Origin of the sequence: Helicobacter labetoulli, assembly GCF_003670275.1 — a bacterium.
GTDB lineage: Bacteria > Campylobacterota > Campylobacteria > Campylobacterales > Helicobacteraceae > Helicobacter_C > Helicobacter_C labetoulli.
The window spans coordinates 1-18,137 of sequence record NZ_QXJF01000018.1 but is presented as its reverse complement, the minus strand read 5'-3'; the positions used below and the strand labels follow the sequence as shown (position 1 = coordinate 18,137).

Annotated in this window: 19 protein-coding genes and 2 pseudogenes; 6 read left to right on the top strand and 15 right to left on the bottom strand. The window is 38.6% G+C overall.

What is annotated here, in order from left to right; translation table 11 throughout:
- Positions 1 to 152 precede the first annotated feature (152 nt).
- The 4 genes from pheS to EBF12_RS09395 are packed head-to-tail and all read left to right on the top strand — an operon-like array spanning position 153 to position 7,828.
- On the top strand, positions 153 to 1,142 hold the full coding sequence (gene pheS / locus EBF12_RS09410; protein WP_167444802.1) for a phenylalanine--tRNA ligase subunit alpha: 990 nt from the start codon (positions 153 to 155) through the stop codon (positions 1,140 to 1,142).
- Positions 1,142 to 3,529, top strand: coding sequence for a phenylalanine--tRNA ligase subunit beta (pheT, locus tag EBF12_RS09405; RefSeq protein WP_121727416.1), 2,388 nt, complete (start codon positions 1,142 to 1,144; stop codon positions 3,527 to 3,529). Before pheS ends, pheT begins: the two co-directional genes overlap by 1 nt.
- A gap of 37 nt (positions 3,530 to 3,566) precedes the next feature.
- Entirely contained in the window at positions 3,567 to 5,546 is a 1,980-nt protein-coding gene (gene tkt, locus EBF12_RS09400; RefSeq protein WP_121727415.1) for a transketolase, read from the top strand.
- Positions 5,543 to 7,828, top strand: a complete 2,286-nt coding sequence (locus EBF12_RS09395) for a RecB family exonuclease (RefSeq protein WP_244196499.1) — start codon at positions 5,543 to 5,545, stop codon at positions 7,826 to 7,828. Before tkt ends, EBF12_RS09395 begins: the two co-directional genes overlap by 4 nt.
- A gap of 242 nt (positions 7,829 to 8,070) precedes the next feature.
- On the opposite strand, the gene lpxB is transcribed toward EBF12_RS09395, so the two are convergent.
- Genes lpxB through hypA form a run of 3 tightly spaced genes read right to left on the bottom strand, consistent with a single transcriptional unit; the run spans position 8,071 to position 10,019 of the window.
- On the bottom strand, positions 8,071 to 9,210 hold the full coding sequence (gene lpxB, locus EBF12_RS09385; RefSeq protein ID WP_121727414.1) for a lipid-A-disaccharide synthase: 1,140 nt from the start codon (positions 9,208 to 9,210) through the stop codon (positions 8,071 to 8,073).
- A 2-nt stretch (positions 9,211 to 9,212) separates the two neighbouring features.
- Positions 9,213 to 9,641: a hypothetical protein gene (locus EBF12_RS09380; protein ID WP_121727413.1), complete on the bottom strand. Its 429-nt coding sequence runs from the start codon at positions 9,639 to 9,641 to the stop codon at positions 9,213 to 9,215.
- Positions 9,642 to 9,662: 21 nt separating this feature from the next.
- Positions 9,663 to 10,019, bottom strand: coding sequence for a hydrogenase/urease nickel incorporation protein HypA (gene hypA, locus EBF12_RS09375; protein WP_121727412.1), 357 nt, complete (start codon positions 10,017 to 10,019; stop codon positions 9,663 to 9,665).
- Between the two features lie 83 nt (positions 10,020 to 10,102).
- On the opposite strand from hypA, the gene ispG reads away from it, so the two are divergent.
- A complete protein-coding gene (gene ispG / locus EBF12_RS09370) occupies positions 10,103 to 11,173 on the top strand; it encodes a flavodoxin-dependent (E)-4-hydroxy-3-methylbut-2-enyl-diphosphate synthase (protein WP_244196498.1) in 1,071 nt (356 codons plus the stop codon).
- Positions 11,174 to 11,392: 219 nt separating this feature from the next.
- A complete protein-coding gene (locus EBF12_RS09360; RefSeq protein ID WP_121727409.1) occupies positions 11,393 to 12,634 on the top strand; it encodes a glutamate-5-semialdehyde dehydrogenase in 1,242 nt (413 codons plus the stop codon).
- Positions 12,635 to 12,750: 116 nt separating this feature from the next.
- On the opposite strand, the gene EBF12_RS09355 is transcribed toward EBF12_RS09360, so the two are convergent.
- The 12 genes and pseudogenes from EBF12_RS09355 to EBF12_RS09300 all read right to left on the bottom strand — a co-directional run.
- Positions 12,751 to 14,325 (bottom strand): pentapeptide repeat-containing protein, encoded by a 1,575-nt coding sequence (locus EBF12_RS09355; protein WP_244196497.1) that lies wholly within the window; start codon positions 14,323 to 14,325, stop codon positions 12,751 to 12,753.
- Positions 14,326 to 14,415 (bottom strand): annotated as a pseudogene (locus EBF12_RS12285) (type II restriction endonuclease); the annotation flags it as partial.
- Positions 14,416 to 14,737: 322 nt separating this feature from the next.
- Positions 14,738 to 15,010, bottom strand: a complete 273-nt coding sequence (locus EBF12_RS09345) for a type II toxin-antitoxin system YafQ family toxin (protein WP_121727408.1) — start codon at positions 15,008 to 15,010, stop codon at positions 14,738 to 14,740.
- A complete protein-coding gene (locus EBF12_RS09340; protein ID WP_121727407.1) occupies positions 15,010 to 15,231 on the bottom strand; it encodes a hypothetical protein in 222 nt (73 codons plus the stop codon). The genes EBF12_RS09345 and EBF12_RS09340 overlap by 1 nt, the downstream gene beginning before the upstream one ends.
- A gap of 48 nt (positions 15,232 to 15,279) precedes the next feature.
- Positions 15,280 to 15,372 (bottom strand): annotated as a pseudogene (locus tag EBF12_RS12355) (type II restriction endonuclease); the annotation flags it as partial.
- A gap of 45 nt (positions 15,373 to 15,417) precedes the next feature.
- Positions 15,418 to 15,675 carry a type II toxin-antitoxin system RelE family toxin gene (locus EBF12_RS09330; RefSeq protein WP_121727406.1) on the bottom strand — a complete coding sequence of 86 codons (258 nt, stop codon included), beginning with the start codon at positions 15,673 to 15,675 and terminating at the stop codon, positions 15,418 to 15,420.
- A 2-nt stretch (positions 15,676 to 15,677) separates the two neighbouring features.
- Positions 15,678 to 15,902 (bottom strand): DUF6290 family protein, encoded by a 225-nt coding sequence (locus tag EBF12_RS09325; RefSeq protein ID WP_121727405.1) that lies wholly within the window; start codon positions 15,900 to 15,902, stop codon positions 15,678 to 15,680.
- A 90-nt stretch (positions 15,903 to 15,992) separates the two neighbouring features.
- Entirely contained in the window at positions 15,993 to 16,187 is a 195-nt protein-coding gene (locus EBF12_RS11315) for a hypothetical protein (RefSeq protein WP_167444801.1), read from the bottom strand.
- 93 nt (positions 16,188 to 16,280) lie between these two features.
- Positions 16,281 to 16,655: a GIY-YIG nuclease family protein gene (locus tag EBF12_RS09315; protein ID WP_121727437.1), complete on the bottom strand. Its 375-nt coding sequence runs from the start codon at positions 16,653 to 16,655 to the stop codon at positions 16,281 to 16,283.
- Positions 16,656 to 16,708: 53 nt separating this feature from the next.
- The gene (locus EBF12_RS09310; protein ID WP_121727403.1) at positions 16,709 to 16,981 is read right to left on the bottom strand and encodes a hypothetical protein; all 273 of its coding nucleotides are present in this window, start codon (positions 16,979 to 16,981) and stop codon (positions 16,709 to 16,711) included.
- Positions 16,978 to 17,652 carry a recombinase family protein gene (locus EBF12_RS09305; RefSeq protein WP_121727402.1) on the bottom strand — a complete coding sequence of 225 codons (675 nt, stop codon included), beginning with the start codon at positions 17,650 to 17,652 and terminating at the stop codon, positions 16,978 to 16,980. The genes EBF12_RS09310 and EBF12_RS09305 overlap by 4 nt, the downstream gene beginning before the upstream one ends.
- Positions 17,652 to 18,137 (bottom strand): SGNH/GDSL hydrolase family protein (locus EBF12_RS09300; protein ID WP_279629431.1); only part of this gene is annotated, 486 nt, incomplete at its 5' end. The genes EBF12_RS09305 and EBF12_RS09300, both read right to left, overlap by 1 nt.

Genomic DNA, 18,137 nt, shown 5'->3' with positions numbered 1-18,137 from the left:
ACAATTTTTCATCATTTAAAAAAATGTGAGAAAATCTCAAAAAATCCACGCAATTATAACTTTTAAATCTCAATAATAACCCATAATGTGTTACAATGTCGCTTTTTTATCTTCAAACAAACGCACATAAAGGATAGGTATTGGAAGCACAGATGGAGCAAATTATTGCAAAAATATCGCAGTTGCAAACCTTGCAGGAGGTTGAAAGTCTTCGTATTGAGATTATGGGTAAAAAGGGCATTTTAACACAGCAATTTGCCGAGCTAAAGAATCTCCCCGATGAGCAAAAAAAGATACAAGCAAAGATTCTAAACACTTTTAAGCAGGAGTTTGAATCTAAGCTTACAGCAAAAAAAGAGAGTTTGTTTGTAGCTCAAATGAATGAAAATCTTTCTAAAGAAGCCATTGATGCAAGTCTTTTTACCGCTTTGCGTCCAAAGAGTAATGGACACCCAATTTATCAAACAATGGATAGGATTATTGACTTTTTTGCAAATATGGACTTTTCTATTGAAAGTGGTCCGCTTGTGGAAGATGATTTTCATAATTTTGAAGCACTCAACCTTCCTAAATTCCACCCCGCACGAGATATGCAGGATACCTTTTACTTTAAAGATTCTATGCTGCTTCGCACTCATACTTCGCCCGTGCAGATTCGCACAATGCAGAGAGGCTCACTGCCTATCCGTATGATAGCACCCGGTAGCGTATTTAGGCGGGATTATGACTTGACACATTCTCCTATGTTTCATCAAGTAGAAGGCTTGGTGGTGGATAAAAAAGATACCATTAGCTTTTCACATTTAAAGTATATTTTAGAGGATTTTTTACACTTTATGTTTGGTGATGTAAAAATCCGCTTTCGCTCAAGCTTTTTTCCTTTTACAGAGCCTAGTGCGGAGGTAGATATAAGCTGTGTATTCTGCAAAGGTGATGGTTGTAGGGTTTGCTCTCACACAGGGTGGCTTGAAGTGCTAGGCTGTGGCATTGTGAATGATAAAGTCTTTGAATCTGTGGGTTATAAAGATGTGAGCGGATATGCTTTTGGGCTTGGGGTAGAGAGGTTTGCTATGCTTATTCATCGTGTAAATGATTTGCGTAGTTTTTTTGAGACAGATTTACGAGTATTGGAGCAGTTTTAATGATTTTTACAAAGTATTTGCTATCACAATTTGTGGATATTTCTCATCTTGATATAAATGAAGTTTGTGTAAGGCTAAGCAGTATCGGCTTAGAGGTAGAATCTGCCTATGCTTTGAATGTGTCAAAAAAGGTTGTCGTGGGTAAGATTCTCTCCTATGAGGCACACCCAGATGCGAGTAAGCTTAATGTGTGTAAGGTTAGCATTGGCACACAGGAGCTTCAAATCGTATGCGGAGCAAATAATCTCAAGGCTGAAGCGTATGTCGCAGTGGCATTAGAGGGTGCTAAGATTCCAAATGGCAAGAATGGAGGGATGCTCATACAGAAAACGACTCTGCGTGGTGTAGAATCTTGTGGAATGCTATGCTCTAGCACGGAGCTTGGACTGCCAAAAATCAATGATGGCATTATGATTTTAGATAAAACAGCAGGGAGCTTGGAGCTAGGTAAGGAGATAAGCGAACTACCGCTTTTTGATGATTATGTGATTGAAGTGGGCATTACGCCTAATCGTGGAGATTGTTTAAGTGTGCTTGGTATCGCAAGAGAGCTTGCCGCTTGCTATGAGTTGCGTTTAAAGCGTGAGGTTGATATGGATAATGTTATCACACTTGGGCTTGGGCGGGTGCTGCAGATTCTTACCGATGAAAAGATTAACGCACATTTGCTCTATCGTGTTGTGGAGATTAAACAAGCCTACCTACCGCTAGATATTGCTTTAGCTCTAGCGAGAAATGGGAGTTTGAGTGAAGATATTGTGTGTAATTTTCTAGAATTTGGCACTTATATGACAGGGGTTATTTTAAATGCCTATAAGCTTAGAGAGTGTGAAAGCAAGGATATTGTGCTGGATAATGGCTTGGCAGCACAGCTTAGAATCAAAAAAGATGAAAATGGTTTAGAAGCAGTGTTTGCAAACTCTAAGCTTTCAGTCATTGGCGTGTCCTATGGAGAGCGACATTTTGGGACGCGTTCAGAAATTCTTATCATTGAAGCAAGTTATGTGAATCCAAACTCACTCGCAAAAGTTTTGTGTGATAATGCCATTATGGGCGATACACAGCTTACTTATCGCACAACGCGTGGGAGCAACCCGGACTTAGAGCAAGGGATTGAATTTTTATGCACAAAAATGGTTGGCACTTCAGATGTTCTGGTGTATTCTGGTTCGCACAATATTGCTCAAAGCACAGAGGAGATAAGTATCAAAACAACTTTTGGTGCGATTAATCAGCTTATTGGCACACAGCTTGAAAAAGAAGAGATTGCAATGATTTTAAAACGGCTTGATTTTAAGCTTGATGCAACTTGTGATGAAAACTTTTTTATGATTTGTGTGCCGCCTTATCGCCACGATATTCAGGGGATTCAAGATGTTGCAGAGGAGGTGATGAGAATCTACGGGATTGATAATGTCCCCTCAACGCCGCTTTTTTGTTTGCAAACACATAATGCCAATGCGACTTATTTTGCCTATAAACACACGCGAGATTTGGCTCATAGGCTTATTGCTAATGGCTTTGTGGAGTGTATCCACTATGTTTTTGCCTCAAGTCAAAAATTGCAAGAGCTAGGATTTGTGCGTTTGGAAGAGGAATTAGAGCTTATAAATCCTATCACAAATGATCTTGACACACTTCGCACAAGCCTTTTGCCCTCACTCTTAGATTCTATCAAACGCAATGAAAATTTTGGATACAAGAATCTTGCTTTGTTTGAGATTGGTAGCGTGTATGATGATAAACGCAATGAATCTAGTAAGCTTGCCTTTGTTGCAAGTGGCTATAAAGAGGAGGAGTGCTATCCGCATACCAAGCCAGAACAATGGGATTTTTTCTCTTTTGGGGCAGTGTGTCAGCGTTGTTTAGGTGAAGTTGGCTTTAAAAATATCCGTGATGAATCTAACAAAGATGAGCTGTTGGCTTCTTTTGGCTTTGTAAGTGAGAAAATCTTGCATCCTTATCAAAGTGCGTTTGTGTATGTCAAAGATAAGCCTATTGGCATTATCGCAAAGCTTCATCCGCAAATAGATGCTGATATTTTTATTTGTGAAGTGCAAGTTGAATCTAATGACTTTGCTCTCACTCAAGCACAAGAATTTTCAAAATACCAAAAATCTATGCGTGATTTGACAATCCTGCTTGATAGGGATATTCCTTTTTATTGTGTGCGAGAGGCGATACAAAAGGCGGAGTTTGCATATTTGCAAAATGTGTATCCCATTGATGTGTATTTTGATGAGAGTTTGGAGGGCAAAATGGCTTTAAGCATAAGAATGGTGCTACAATCAAATGATGGGACATTAAAAGATACGCAATTAAACGAAGTGGTAGAGAATGTATTGAAGCTTTTGCAAGATACATTTGAGGCTACTCTGCGTTCATAAGCTTTAAAATTTAGAATCTAATCTTTAAGGAGAGTATATGCAAGGACAAGTTTCCATCACAAATGAAGATGTGCCATTATTACAAAAGATGTCTCACACGCTAGGCTTTTTGTGTGCAGATATAGTGCAAAGGGCAAATAGCGGACACCCCGGCGCACCAATGGGACTAGCTGATATAGCAAGTGTATTAAGCTTTCATCTTAATATTTCGCCTAAGAATCCAACTTGGCTTAATCGTGATAGGCTTGTTTTTAGCGGTGGGCACGCAAGTGCATTGGTGTATTCATTATTGCATTTGTGGGGATTTGATGTAAGTATGCAGGATTTACAATCTTTTCGTCAGCTTGGGTCAAAAACGCCCGGACATCCTGAATTTAAGCATACACAAGGTGTTGAGATCACCACAGGTCCTTTAGGGCAAGGTGTGGCAAATGCTGTAGGCAAGGCGATGGCAAGTAAATATGCGACAAATCTTTTTGGGCGTGAGATTTTCTCACATTTTGTATATTGTTTATGTGGTGATGGGGATTTGCAAGAGGGTATTAGCTATGAAGCCGCCTCGCTTGCTGGACATCATAAGCTTTCAAATTTGATTGTGATTTATGATAGTAATAACATCACTATTGAGGGACAAACGCATATTGCGATGAGTGAGGATATAAGAGGGCGGTTTGAATCTCAAGGCTGGGAAGTGCTAGAATGCGATGGACATAATTTCTTGCAGATTCACGCTGCATTAGAATCTGCTAAGGCTTCTTCAAAACCAAGCTTGATTATTGCTAAGACTATTATTGCTAAAAATGCTCTAGGTTTGGAGGGTAGCCATAAAGCTCACGGCGCACCACTAGGTGAAGAGATAATCCAAAAAGCTAAAGCAAAATTGCAATTCCCGCTAGAATCTTTTCATATTCCTAACGATGTAGCCTTTGCTTTTGGAATGATAAAAGAGCGTGGAGAGCTTTTAGAATTACAATGGCAAAAGCAAGTGGATAATCTCCCGCAAATTGCAAGAGAGCGATTTGAATCTATGGTAAAAATGGATATATCACATATTGTTTATCCACAATTTGAGATAGGGGAGAGTATAGCAACTCGTGTGAGTAATGGCAAGATTCTTAATGCTATTTCTGCTGGAGTGGAGGGCTTTATTGGAGGAAGTGCGGATTTAGCCCCATCAAATAATACAACCCTTGAAAATGAGGGTGATTTCCCACAGGGTAAAAATTGGCATTTTGGTATTAGAGAACACGCTATGGGGGCAATTTGCAATGGTGTAGCAAACTATGGCTTATTCTTACCATTTTGCGCCACCTTTTTTGTGTTTAGCGATTATATGAGTCCTAGTGTGCGTGTGGCAAGTCTTATGAAAGCAAGGGTGTATTATATTTGGACTCACGATTCTATTGGCGTGGGTGAAGATGGAGCGACACATCAGCCCATAGAGCAGTTAAGCCATTTTAGGGCAATGCCAAATTTGTTGGTCTTCCGCCCTGCTGATGCAAATGAGAATGTGGCGTGTTGGCAAGTGGCATTAGATTCTGCTTTGCCTTGTGCGTTTGTGCTAAGTCGTCAAAATCTCCCCGTGCTTATGCCCTATACTGCGGATTTGAAAGAAAAAGTAAAGAAGGGTGCGTATGTTTTGCAGGAGAGGTCAAATGCTGATATTACGCTTATGGCAAGTGGCAGTGAAGTAAGCCTTGCACTCAAGGCAGGTGAGGCGTTGGAGAAAGTGGGGATTCAAGCAAGAGTGGTAAGTGTGCCTTGCTTTGATTTACTTATAGAGCAGCCAAAAAGTTATCTTAAAGAGCTATGCGGGGAGAGCAAGATTGTAGCCATTGAGGCTTCAAGGGGGCTAGAGTGGTATCGCGTGGCAGATGAAGTAATAAGTATGCAGGGCTTTGGGGCTTCGGGCAAGGGTGATATGCTTTTTACACATTTTGGATTCAGTGTGGAAAATATCATCAAAGTGGCAAGAGAACTTTGTAAAAAACAATGCTTACATAAGGGTATTTTTTGAAAACAGCACTTAAAGTTTATAGCTCAAATCGTGCCTTAATGCAAAATCTTAGCCCAGATGAGCTGCTTCCTCCGCATATGATGATGGGTGAGTTCTTTTCACAGCTTGTCATTATTAATGGATATAGGGCGTTGCCTAAGTCTATGCGATTGCCTTTGGCTATGTCTATTTTGAAAGAATGCAAAGATAAGCTACTTGGTGCAAAAATGATTTTTGAAGAGAGTTTTTTGGGGTTTTTGGAAACTTCAAATTTTTTGTTTGCATTTTTTGATGAGTTGGCTCAAGCTCAAGTGGCGATTGAGCAGATTCCATTTTTTGATACTTATGGGGATTATGAGGACCATTTGCATTTGCTTGAGTGGATTGAGGCTCGTTATAAGGAGCGTTTAGAGGAGCTAAAGTTTTATGATGGGTTTATTATGCCCAAAAGTGCAAAAATCCGCTTGAATGAATCTTTTGTAAAGCATTTTAGTGAGATTGAGATTTTTATAGAGGGTGTGATAAATCCACGACATCAAGAGCTTTTGGGACAGGTAGCAAGTGTTGTGCCTGTGAAGGTGCATTTTTGGCTTGATGATTATAATGCGGATTTAAATATTTTGCCTTTGCATATTGTGCAATCTTGCAAGCCACATTTTGCGTATGTGGCTGATTATGGCAGTGGAGAGATTCTAGAATCTACCCCGCTTTGTATATGTAAGCGGATTGATGCGTATGCTTTTGGGCTTGGGATTAGCCAAGTGGCGTTGGTGTTTGCTAAGATTCAAGAGTGGCTAAAGCTTGGTGTGAGGGAAGAGGAGATTGTCGTTATCCTCCCAAATGAGAGCTTTGCAAAATATCTTTCCTTGCTTGATACAAGGCATAATTTTAATTTTGCGATGGGAATGGATATAAAACTAAGTCCAGCTTTTCAATCTTTGGAGAAGCTTTTAGAAGGAAGTAAAGATTCTAAAATGTCTGCTCAAAAAAGCTACAAGCAAATGTGCGAGGTGATTCAGGAGAGCATTTTGCCCTATGAGGATAGGCAGAGTAAGAAAGTGCGTGAGTGTGTGAGTGAGCTACTTTTTTTATGGGAGCTTTTAGATTTAGACTTTTTAGAGATGAGTGATATTCTCTCCTTTTTGCTTGAGGAGTTGGCTCAAAGAAGTATTGATGATATTCACGGCGGGAAAATACGCGTTATGGGAGTGCTTGAATCTCGTGGCTTTGCGTATAAAAAAGCTGTGATTGTGGATTGCAATAAAGATGTGATACCAAATGTGAGTGAGGGTGATTTGTTTTTAAACTCACGGCTAAGAAGTGAGCTAAAAATGCCAACAATTAAGGATAAAGAGCAGCTTCAAAAGCATTATTATTATGGGATTTTTAGCACAGCGAACGAAGTGGCAGTGGCATTTGTAGAGAGCGAAGATAAGCAAAAAGCCATCTTGCTTGATGAGCTAGGACAGAAGACAAAACTATGTTATTATAATGGTGATTTGCTCTATGGGCTTTTGCCAACGGGTAGGAAATTAGCGTATTGTGAGGATAGGTTTTTTGGGAGAATGCCAGAGGTGCTAACACCAAGTAGGCTTAAGACATTTTTAGAATGTCCGAGGAAGTATTATTTTCTCTATGAAGAGCGTATGAGTGAGTTTAGTGAGAATGGTGGCAATGCGTTTTTAGGCAATGTTTTGCATACTTGTTTAGAATCTGTGTATAAACCATTTATCCATAGGGCAATGCGTTTTGATATGCAAGAGATTATAAGAAGTGCAGAATCTTGGCTTGATGATTTTGCAAAACAAACTCAAAGTGCTTTGAATCTTGCTGAAATTGAGCTGCTCAAATGTGAGTTGAGAAGGTTTTTTACACAAGCGAATTTGAGCGAAAAACAAGCTGAAGTGGAGATTTTGCAGCTTGAGGGTGAAAATATGAGACTAGAGCTTGAAGGCTTTAGCTTTTATGTGCGTCCTGATAGGATTCAGAGAGTGGGCGAGGCTGTGGAGATTATAGACTATAAGTATCGCAAGAATCTTAATATCAAAAGCGATATGGCAAATGATTTTGCGATGATTTTGTATGATTTTGCTTTCAAGCAAAGTGATAGTGCATATAAAAATCTGCCTGTTTGTATGTATTATTGGGATATATGCGGTGGAGTGCAGCAAAGTGAGCAGCAAGAAAAGAGAGAGATATTGCTTGAAAAACTTGTAGCATTAAAAGGCGATGTTGAATTTAGCAAGGCTAAGGATAGGCAACCCTGCCGCTATTGTGAGTTTGTGGATCTGTGTGATAGGTAGGTTTCTAGCTTATCCTTAAGTGTTTGATAGACAAGTTTGTGTCCAAATTTTGAAAGATGATGTCCATCTAGTATTGTAATTTCTCCCGCATCGTGTCCTGTATAAGGGTCGCCTATTTGAAGACAAACTCTGGGAAAACAGGTAGCGGTATGCCTGTGGTAAGAAATCCGCAATTTTATTTTAGAGAGCCTTTAAGTTGATTTTAAACTCGCAATTCTAACAGCACAAAACTAAAAAATATGTTAATCAAGGAGAGTGTTGATGAGGTTGGCGGTTTGCTTGGCACTGCCGTGTTTGAGATACCCTCTTAACTCTTTAGCTTTTGTATCAAAGGCTTGTGTATCCGTCTGTTCAAAGGCTTTGAGTAGATTCTCCGCTGTGAGTTGAGACTGGATAAGCTCGGTGTGAATCTCTCTTATCTCGCCTTTTGATGAATGCAGGGCGTTGTATAAAATATTAGCAAGTCCTATGTGTTTAAGCCTTACAAATGCCCGAGCAATCAACACTTCAATGCCTCTTGTCTTGTATCCTAGCACGAGCGGTGTGCCTATGAGTGTAGCTTGCAGTGTCGCTGTGCCAGAGCATATAAAGGCAAATCCAGATTCTAGCAGGGCTTTATTGGCTTCAAAGCTTATATCAAATGCCTTAATCTCATCGCCATAAATGTCGTTTAGAGCTTGTGAATCTAGCTTTTTAAAATGTTCAGGCAAAATAAGAATCTTCTTGTTTGGCAAACTTTTTGCGACTTCAGCAAAAATAGGAAAGATTCTTTTTATCTCACTTTTTCGGCTACCGGGCATAAAGGCGATAGGAGAAGTTTTGTGAGGTAATGGCTCATTTTTAAACTCCGTGATTTCATCAAGCAATGGGTGTCCCACATATAATGCCCTTTTTTGTGCTAACGCATTTTTATACATCTCTAGTTCAAAAGGCAAGATTCCACATAAATAATCGCAATTTTGCTCTATACTCTTAGCTCGCCAAGGCTTCCACGCCCATATTTGTGGCAAAATATAATACACAATAGGCACTTTAACACCGCATTTTTTCAATGCCTTGGCAATAGGGAGATTAAAGCTTGAGCTATCCATTAGCAAAACACAATCAGTACTTTTTGCTAACTCACTCATTTGTGCTATGGCTTTTTTAAAAAATGTTAGTTTTTTTATCACATCAAAAAAGCCCATCACCGCAAAGTCTTTAAGCGTGAAGCTGGGCGTGGCTTTCTCAAAATCTATTAAAGTCTCTCTATCAAAAACCCCGCAAATCTCTAGCTCTTTATCAAAATGCTTGGCTAAGTGCTTTAAATGCACATTTGAGCTTGGCTCACACGCACTGACAAAAAGGCGTTTGTATTTTTTTTGTGTTATGTTGCTTGGCATTTTTATTCTTTATGAGATTCTTTGCTAGATTCAGCTTCAAACTGCTGGAGATTTTCTTCTAGTTCAAACTCACTGCGTAAGTCTCTTAGCTCCACGCGTAGTTTGGAATTTTCTAATTCAAGCTCGGTAATTTTTTGTAGCATTTGAGTGTGCTTTTCATTTTCTGGAATCTGTGGAGCTTGGCTTAGTTGTTGCTCTAGGGAATGAAGTGTTTGTTTGGTAGCTGTAATTTCAGCGCGTAAGGCTTTAAGTGTGCTTTGAGAATCTTTAATATCTTGGTGGTATTGTGCCACTTCAAGCCGCAATTTCTGCCGCTCATTTTCAAAAAGCCCGACAATATCCCAAAGATTTTGTGTGTTTGGATTATATTTCAAAAGCTGCTCAAAAACGCGTTCATCAAGTTTTTGAGCTAAGGGTTTATCTTGCTGCATTTTCACTCCTTCTATACATAACTAGGATTCTACACACATTTCAAGAGATAAGAGATGAAGCTCTTTGCCTTGTATGATGTGGGTATTTTGACTTTGACATTGCGGACATTTGGCAAGGTTTAAGCCTTTTATCTCAAAGCTTAAAGCACAATCCTTGCATTCTAGCACCACGCTTTGAATCTTCACGCAAAGTTTGGCATTTTGACACACACTAGATTCAAGCTTAAAGCTTTCAAAGGCACTTTCAATCAAGGCTTTTTCCACTCCGCTTCGCTCCCCAATGGCGATATGCACTTCCTCTACGCTTTTAGCATTGTGGGCTTTGGCTTGTTTTTCGCACATTTCAATAAGTGAATTGACAATAGAATATTCGTGCATATTTGCCCTTAAGTCTTTATCTTGTGTGGTGGAATTTTACCCAAGAGTGATAAAATAAACAAAAAATGCGAAAGGATTTTTATATGCAAAGGGTAAAAACAAAACAAATTTATGTAGGCTCGGTGGCTGTTGGGGGCGATGCACCAATTAGTGTGCAGAGTATGACTTTTAGTAAAACCTGTGATATACAAGCCACAAAAGAGCAGTTAGATAGATTGTATTTTGCTGGGGCGGATATGGTGCGTGTGGCGGTGAGTGATCCAAAAGATGCCAATGCACTAAAAGATCTTAAAAAAGTCTCGCCACTGCCTTTGATTGCCGATATTCATTTTCGCTATAAGTTTGCCTTGATTGCAGCTGAATCTGTGGATTGTATCCGTATTAATCCGGGGAATATCGGCTCAAAAGATAGGATAAAAGCCGTGGCAGATGCGTGTAATGCTTGTGGGATTCCTATCCGCATAGGGGTTAATGGCGGGAGCTTGGAGAAGCAGTTTGATGAGAAATATGGTGCAACGCCTAAAGGTATGGTGGAATCTGCGTTGTATAACATTAAGCTTTTAGAGGATTTTGGATTTAATAATATCAAGGTTTCACTCAAAGCAAGTGATGTGCTACGCACAATGGAAGCCTATAGAATGCTCCGCCCATTAGTAGAATACCCCTTTCATCTAGGCGTTACGGAGGCGGGGACTTTGCCGCACTCTATGGTAAAAAGCTCAATGGCATTAGGTGGGCTGCTTATGGAGGGTATAGGCGATACGATGAGAGTGTCTATCACAGGGGAGCTTGAAGAAGAGATAAAAGTAGCGCGTATGATTTTGCAATATTCTGGGCGGCAAAAAAGCGGTGTAACTTTGATTTCTTGCCCTACTTGTGGGAGGATTGAAGCGAATCTTGTCAAAATGGTGCAAGAAGTAGAATCCCGCATAAAACATATCAAAACGCCATTGCAAGTAAGCGTTATGGGCTGTGCAGTAAATGCCTTGGGTGAAGCAAAACACGCTGATATTGCCATTGCCTTTGGGAATAAAGATGGGCTGATTATTAAAGAAGGCAAGATTCTATGTAAGCTCAAAGAAGAGCTACTTTTGGAGCGTTTTATCGCTGAGGTGGAAGCCCTAGCAAAAGAGCGAGAAGAGATGGAATCTTAATTTTTAAGCAAATTTGGGTGCTGGGTTTAAGGGTGTAAAATAGAATCTACAAACTCAAAATGCCCCTCCCCACTGCGGAAGTATTTTTGAGTAATTTCAAGGGTTGTGTAGCGTGTTTGTGCGAGAAGCTACCTTTTGTCGGTAGTGCCCAAGCACAAAACGCAAACTCCCTTGAAAGTAAAAAAAAGACGACGCAGATTTTTACAAAAAGGAAAAACTATGCAAAACCTAGAAAAACAACTTGCTCAAACTAAACAAAGCTCAAGGATTCTAAACACTATGCAAGATAGTCAAAGGAATGCCGTGCTGCTATCTATGGCAGAGATTCTAGAATCTCAAAGTGAGTATATTTGCCAAGAAAATGCTAAGGATTTAAAGTTAGCTTCTGCCTTGCCCCAAGCTATGCAAAAGCGTTTAGAGCTTAATCACAGCAAGATTCTAGCAATGGCTCAAGGGATAAGGGATATTGTGAGTTTGCCTTGTGTCGTTGGCGAGATAATGCAGCAGTGGCAAAGTAAAGCGGGATTAAATATCTCAAAGATAAGTGTGCCTTTGGGCGTTGTAGGCGTGATTTATGAATCTCGTCCTAATGTTACAAGCGATGTGGCTGCCCTTTGTTTTAAAAGTGGGAATGCCTGTGTGCTAAAAGGTGGCAAGGAAGCTTATCATTCTAATATGGCAATTCATTCTGCTTTGCAACAGGCTTTGCAACAGCACAATCTCCCAAAAGAGTGTGTGAGTATGATACAAGATACTTCGCGAGAATCTGTAATGCAGTTTGTCAAAATGGATAAATATGTGGATTTGCTTATCCCGCGTGGTGGAGAGGGGCTTATAGAGTTTGTAAAGCATAATGCGAGTATTCCTATCATCAAGCACGATAAGGGCGTGTGTCATACTTATATCCATAAAGATGCGGATTTGCAAAAGGCAAAAGCCATTGTGCTAAATGCCAAGCTTAGCTATCCTGCGGCGTGCAATGCGTGTGAATGTGTGATTGTAGATTCTGCGTTTTTGGAGCAGGGTTTAGGCGAGATAGTGGAGAGTTTGCATTCACATAAAATCAGCGTGAGATTTGAAACACAAGCTTTGTTAGAATCTCTAGGCACAGAGCTTGATGGCTTGGCGGACTTCACTAAAGAATGGGGGGATAGGATTATTAATCTTAAGATTGTGGGGGGCTTTGAAGAGGCGTTGGAGCATATATCACGCTATGGCTCGGGGCATTCTGAATGTATTGTGAGTGAGAATAAGGCGGTGTGTGAAAAGTTTTTAAGCAGTGTTGATGCGGCGTGTGTGTATGTCAATGCTTCAACGCGATTTAGCGATGGCGGGGAGTTTGGCTTTGGAGCGGAGATTGGTATCTCTACTTCTAAGCTCCACGCGCGTGGTCCTATGGGGATAGAATCGCTGCGAAGTTATAAGTATTGCATTGTAGGCAATGGGGAAGTGCGAGAGTAGGGCGAAGTGCTGTTGGCGATTTGAAGCTTGAGAGAATCTTGCGTTGCTGTCTGTTTAGATTCTATTTGTGGCTTTGAGTTGTTGTTGAGAATCTAAGATGTGGCATATTAGTATATTTAGCTTGGCACTATGGAGTTTTTGCGTGCGGTTTTTTGAAGTGAAAAGACAACCAGAAACATCATTATTGTATAAGTTACCATTACGATATTTTCAAAACTATTGAAACAAGAATTGCCTAGAATATTTACCACACCAAATATTAATTTTGGATTGTAACAAACTAACCATAGAGTAGCTACTAGATTCAAACAAGCAAAACCACCTAATAGCTTTAGATAGTCAAATAAATATAACAACACTATTATTATGCACGATGAAGCAGTTAAAGCTATACCATAATGATTTAGATTCAAAAAATGATTTAGATTCAAAATTTCTTTGCCTTGAATAATCTTTGAAGCAAAAAATAGTATGGTAAATAAGCCTATGGTTATCACTAGCCATTTTAGATTTAATATCAAATCTGTGTGATGGTTGCAAAGCTTACGATAGAAACAAAGTTGTAATTTGTCTATTTTATCTTGCAAAGTTTTAGAATCTTTAGATTTTAGCTCTATTTCTTTGCAATAGAGTTCATATTTATGGAAGTTTGAAGCGTCTAAGAGATTATTATCTTTTATCAAAGCATTTTTAATAATCCTAAAAGAATCTCTAAAGTCGTTAGCAAATTTATCTAAATTTTTCTTGCTGTCCTGCTCTTTTTCTTGTTTGATTCTCTCATCTAGTTTCTCAAACTCAAAATCACATTTCACATTTACAAAGTTTAGATTCTCTTTGAAAATAGCTTGTGAAAAATTAAGAATTGTTTTATTATGAAAAGTTACCCCATAAAAACAGGCGGTTTTTTCAAATTCGCATTCGTGAAAATCAGCAGAATCATAAAAATGGGAATTGTTAAAATAGACATCATTACAAAACTTTGCATTAGAAAAATCAACTCGTTTTTTAAAAATGCAGTTTTTAAAATTAGTTTCTCGTTCATTGTTGTGATATTTATGATTTGGTAATGGAGTCCCTGATACAAGATTCCTAAACTCCACTTCACCATTAAAAATACAATTTTCAAAATTCATTCCGTTGTGGAATTCTATCGCTTCATTACTGTCCTTAAGACGATATAGAGAAAGTTTATCTTCAAACTCGCAATGAGAGAATATTACTCTCTCCAAGCAACCATAATTTATACACACCTCTTTTTTAAAAATGCTTTTGTAAGCCTTTCTCTCATAGCCATAATCTTTTATAAGCTCTGATAGTTCATCTTGTGGAATAGCATTGCTATCACCTATAATGTCATACGAAAAGTAGATAGAATTTATAAATGCCATTTCCTTTTTTGTGTGTTCTAAAATGACTTTATTTTCTTTATCCACAAAAATATTTAGTATTAACCCATAATTAAAGCGGTATTCTATGAAGTCGGGGGTTTCAATTTTCTCTATAATCTTGGTATTGTTATAAGTATTTTTTCCCTTATTTTCTAAAGTATTGTAGATGGTATATGGATTCAGTGTTTTGTTTGTGTGTGGAGCATTTTGTGGCAAATTTAGAGCAATAACTAATACATCATTTTCCAAACCCACTATCCCAGTATGACTATTTTCTATTTCTAAGCCAATATCAATTCGCATTTATTTCCTTTCTATGATTTCTATCTCATCGTTTGTGAGATTGTAGAGTTTATAGACTAAAGAGTTAATTTGAGATTCTAGCTTGCTTGTGTCATTTTTAGCATATTCTACTTTGTCATTTTGAGCCTTTGAAAAAGGCGAAAAATCTTTTTTAGATTCTGCGTTTTTTAGATACTTCGCTACGCTCAGTATGACAAGCTTTAGATTCTGTATTTTTAGATTTTTCGCTATCGCTCGTGCAATCCGCAAGGATTTCACACACACTTGCAAAAATGACAAGTTCAGTTTCTATGTTTTTAGATACTTCGCTACGCTCAGTATGACAAGCTTTAATTTTTAGGATTTGCTCTACACATTTTATAATCTCATCACATAAGGGGTTTATCGCTAGATTCTAGTCTTTCATACCTTACTATTTTTTAAATAATTTGCTATGGCTTCCCACACGCAAGGCATTAAGCTGTAAAATATCATCGCATAGCTCATAAATTAGTAGCAAATCAGGTTTAATATGGCATTCTCTAAAGCCCTGTAAATTGCCGTTTAATGCGTGGTCTTTGTGTTTTGGCTCTAGTTTCTCTCCTTTAGCCAGTGTGTCTATAATCTGCATTGATAGGATTCTATCTGCTTGGCTTAGGGCTTTTGCGTCTTTTTTAAAACTTTTTGTCAAATGCACTTTATACATTAGAGTAAGCCCTCTTTTTCAAACGCTTCTTTCGCACTAGCGTAAGTCTTTAGTGTGCCTTCCCTTTTCTCTTTTTCAAGTTCTGCTTTTGCCTTTAGAATCTCTTTTTCAAACCTTGTAAGCTTTGGCTTTTGCACCTTGCATTTTGCGTTATCAATCTTTGCTAGACTTTTTATCGCAGTGTAAAGTTCTTTACTAGCATTTTCTATAATCAGTGTCATTGGCTCTCCTTTGGGCTTTTGTATTGCTTAATTCTAGCATTAGTTTTTTTATGTTTTGGAATCTATTATTTCTATCTCATCGTTTGTGAGATTGTAGAGTTTATAGACTAAAGAGTCAATTTTAGATTCTAACTTGCTTGTGTCAAAGGTAGAATCTTGTTTTAGATTGTGTGGTGCTTTGGGTGGCTATTTATAGACTTCTTTTCTATGGGCGATGTGGATAGCATAGATCAGTAGCTCATTGTCATTTATCTCGCAGATTATGCGATAATCCCTCACGCGATACTGCCAAAGTCCGCTAAGATTGCCCACCAATGCTTCGCCCTTGCTTCGTGGATTTTCTAGGGTCTCTAGCTCTTGTGTTAGGGCTTTGATACGCTTTTGCGTGATTGTATCTAGCTTTTCAAACTGCTTTTTTGCCTTTTTGGCATAGACAAACCGTATCGCTAAAGCCCTAGCTGCTCATAAAGCTCTTTTGCGCTTACTGCCCCCTCGCGCTTTTCATCGGGGCTTTTCATATGCCACTCTAATGCCGCGCTTAAATCCTCCAAATCCTCCATATACGCCGCTAGAGCCTTTTGCATAAGCTCTTCTTGGCTGATGTTTTGCTCCTTAGCAAAAGCCTTGTAGGCATCTTGTAGCTCTTGTGAAATGTTTAGAGTGATACTCATCGCACGCTCCTTGCTAGTGGGTTTGTATGATTGCTATTTCATCATTTGTGAGATTATAGAGTGTATAGACTAAAGAGTCAATTTGAGATTCTAGCTTGTGTTAAAGGTAGAATCTGCTTTTGTGTTGTCATTTTTAGCCTCTTTTACCTCGTCATTTTCTAAAGAAACATCGCTTCGCTTGTTTTCTAAAGAAGCTACGCGTTGCTTGCTTTGAATCTCTTTTCTCCTTGTCATTTTGAGCCGTAGGCGAAAAATCTCTTTTAGATTCTGTTGTGGATTCTGCATTTTTAGATACTTCGCCTAAAGGCTCAGTATGACAAGGGGGAGAGTCGGTATGACAAAGGGATTGAGTGGGACAAAGTTTAGATTCTTTTCTTATCATATCATATCCCCTTTTGTTGCAAATGCGGTATCTAAACCTAAACATTCGCTTAGGTCTTTATATTGTAGATTGATAGATTCTATAAGCTTATTTTTAAACTCTCTTTTTTTGCCTTTTAGATATTTTTCTCGTTCAATGGCTTGTGAAATATTTTCAAACGCTTCAAAATATACAAGCCCCGTGCAGTTGTATTTTTGGCTAAAACCTTGCATAAGTTTATGTTTATGCTCATAAATGCGTTTTACTAAATTGCTTGTAACGCCTATGTATAGTGTAGAGTTTGTAGCATTACTCATCATATAGATATAGGCTGGGTATTTGGCTAGGCTTAGTTGATTGTGTGTCAATGTGATTTGTGGGCTTTGTGTCATCTTAATTATCCTTTTTGTTGTTTTATATTGTTCCTTGTTTATCATTTTGAGACTCATTCCCCCTTGTCATTTTGAGCTTTTGAAAAAAGCGAAAAATCTTTTTTAGAATCTCTTTTAGATTCTATGTTTTGAGATACTTCGCAAGGCTTAGTATGACAAACTAAAGACGCTTTATTGTTGTATTGAGTTATTTCCCCATTGTGATTTTGAACCTCTTTTACCTCGTCATTTTCTAAAGAAACATCGCTTCGCTTGTTTTCTAAAGAAGCTACGCGTTGCTTGCTTTGAGCGTTAGCGAAAAATATAGATTCCCCAATCCCAATCAATATATCCCCCTAGCCTTTCTCGCTCTGCCTTTTGCATTGCCATTTCTCCTTAAGTGATGATGTGGCTCTCGTATCCCAGCATAAAACATATACCTATACAATGTCCCCCTTGCTACGCCTATCTCTTGGGCTAGTTTGGGTAAGCTCCCTTTGGCTTCATACACTGCCACAATCTTATCGTGGTTTTTCACACATTTTTCATTAAAAAAGTCATTCCTACTCCCTCTTGGTCTGCCTATATGCACTCCCTCTGCCATAAGTCTATGCAATGCTTCCTTTGTGCGTTGGGATATAAGCTGTCTTTCTATCTCTGCACTTAGACTAAAGGCAAAGGCTATTACCTTGCTTTGTATATTATCGCCTAGTTCAAACTTCTCTTTAAGGCTTATGAGTGAAATCTTTTTCTTTATGACATAGTTTATAAACTCTAGCACATCAAGCATACTACGCCCTAGCCTTGAAAGCTCTGGCACAATGAGTGTATCGCCCATTTTTAGCTTCTTTTTTAGCTTACCTAGCTCTCTGTGGTCTATGGCTATTTTGCCACTCATTTTTTCTTGCACGATTTTATCTATCGTAATGCCCTTAAGCTCGGCATACTTTTTGACTTCATATTCTTGGTTCTCTAGGTTCTGTTTATCGGTGCTAACCCTTAAATATGCGTAGGTCATTATTTGCTCCTTTGTGTGATTTTAATGATAATGTCAAGTATCTCAAAACATTTTTGACTTGCACATTCTGCCAAAATGGTATTGTAAAGCTCAATGTCTTTGTGAATGGCATATACTTTTGATATAAGAGATTTTCCTGGAGGTGCAATTTTAATCCATATAATTTTTGCCCAAGGATTTGCCTTGTAAATATCATCACAAATGGATATGACATTGTTTTGAAAACGCAAAGGAGAGACATAATGAAAATTATATAAACGAGTAAGTTTAAGCCTGAAACGAGAGGCAAGTTTTTTATATAAGCGACCAATAATAGGCAAAGATTCAAGACACCATTCCCAACTTCTTTTCATAATGCGTCTGCTTGCATCTACGATACCAGCTTGAATTATAACAATATCAGATTTTTGATAGAGGAGTAGATCCACTCTATCATTAAGAATGTCTTGTGTATGTAAGCCGCGTTTGGGAAAAAAATATGTTAT

Coding starts and splice junctions, on each gene's coding strand:
- pheS (WP_167444802.1), top strand. CDS start 153: ATGGAGCAAATTATTGCAAAAATATCGCAGTTGCAAACCTTGCAGGAG.
- pheT (WP_121727416.1), top strand. CDS start 1,142: ATGATTTTTACAAAGTATTTGCTATCACAATTTGTGGATATTTCTCAT.
- tkt (WP_121727415.1), top strand. CDS start 3,567: ATGCAAGGACAAGTTTCCATCACAAATGAAGATGTGCCATTATTACAA.
- lpxB (WP_121727414.1), bottom strand. CDS start 9,210: ATGCCAAGCAACATAACACAAAAAAAATACAAACGCCTTTTTGTCAGT.
- EBF12_RS09380 (WP_121727413.1), bottom strand. CDS start 9,641: ATGCAGCAAGATAAACCCTTAGCTCAAAAACTTGATGAACGCGTTTTT.
- hypA (WP_121727412.1), bottom strand. CDS start 10,019: ATGCACGAATATTCTATTGTCAATTCACTTATTGAAATGTGCGAAAAA.
- ispG (WP_244196498.1), top strand. CDS start 10,103: ATGCAAAGGGTAAAAACAAAACAAATTTATGTAGGCTCGGTGGCTGTT.
- EBF12_RS09360 (WP_121727409.1), top strand. CDS start 11,393: ATGCAAAACCTAGAAAAACAACTTGCTCAAACTAAACAAAGCTCAAGG.
- EBF12_RS09355 (WP_244196497.1), bottom strand. CDS start 14,325: ATGCGAATTGATATTGGCTTAGAAATAGAAAATAGTCATACTGGGATA.
- EBF12_RS09345 (WP_121727408.1), bottom strand. CDS start 15,010: ATGTATAAAGTGCATTTGACAAAAAGTTTTAAAAAAGACGCAAAAGCC.
- EBF12_RS09340 (WP_121727407.1), bottom strand. CDS start 15,231: ATGACACTGATTATAGAAAATGCTAGTAAAGAACTTTACACTGCGATA.
- EBF12_RS09325 (WP_121727405.1), bottom strand. CDS start 15,902: ATGAGTATCACTCTAAACATTTCACAAGAGCTACAAGATGCCTACAAG.
- EBF12_RS11315 (WP_167444801.1), bottom strand. CDS start 16,187: ATGCAGAATCCACAACAGAATCTAAAAGAGATTTTTCGCCTACGGCTC.
- EBF12_RS09315 (WP_121727437.1), bottom strand. CDS start 16,655: ATGACACAAAGCCCACAAATCACATTGACACACAATCAACTAAGCCTA.
- EBF12_RS09305 (WP_121727402.1), bottom strand. CDS start 17,652: ATGACCTACGCATATTTAAGGGTTAGCACCGATAAACAGAACCTAGAG.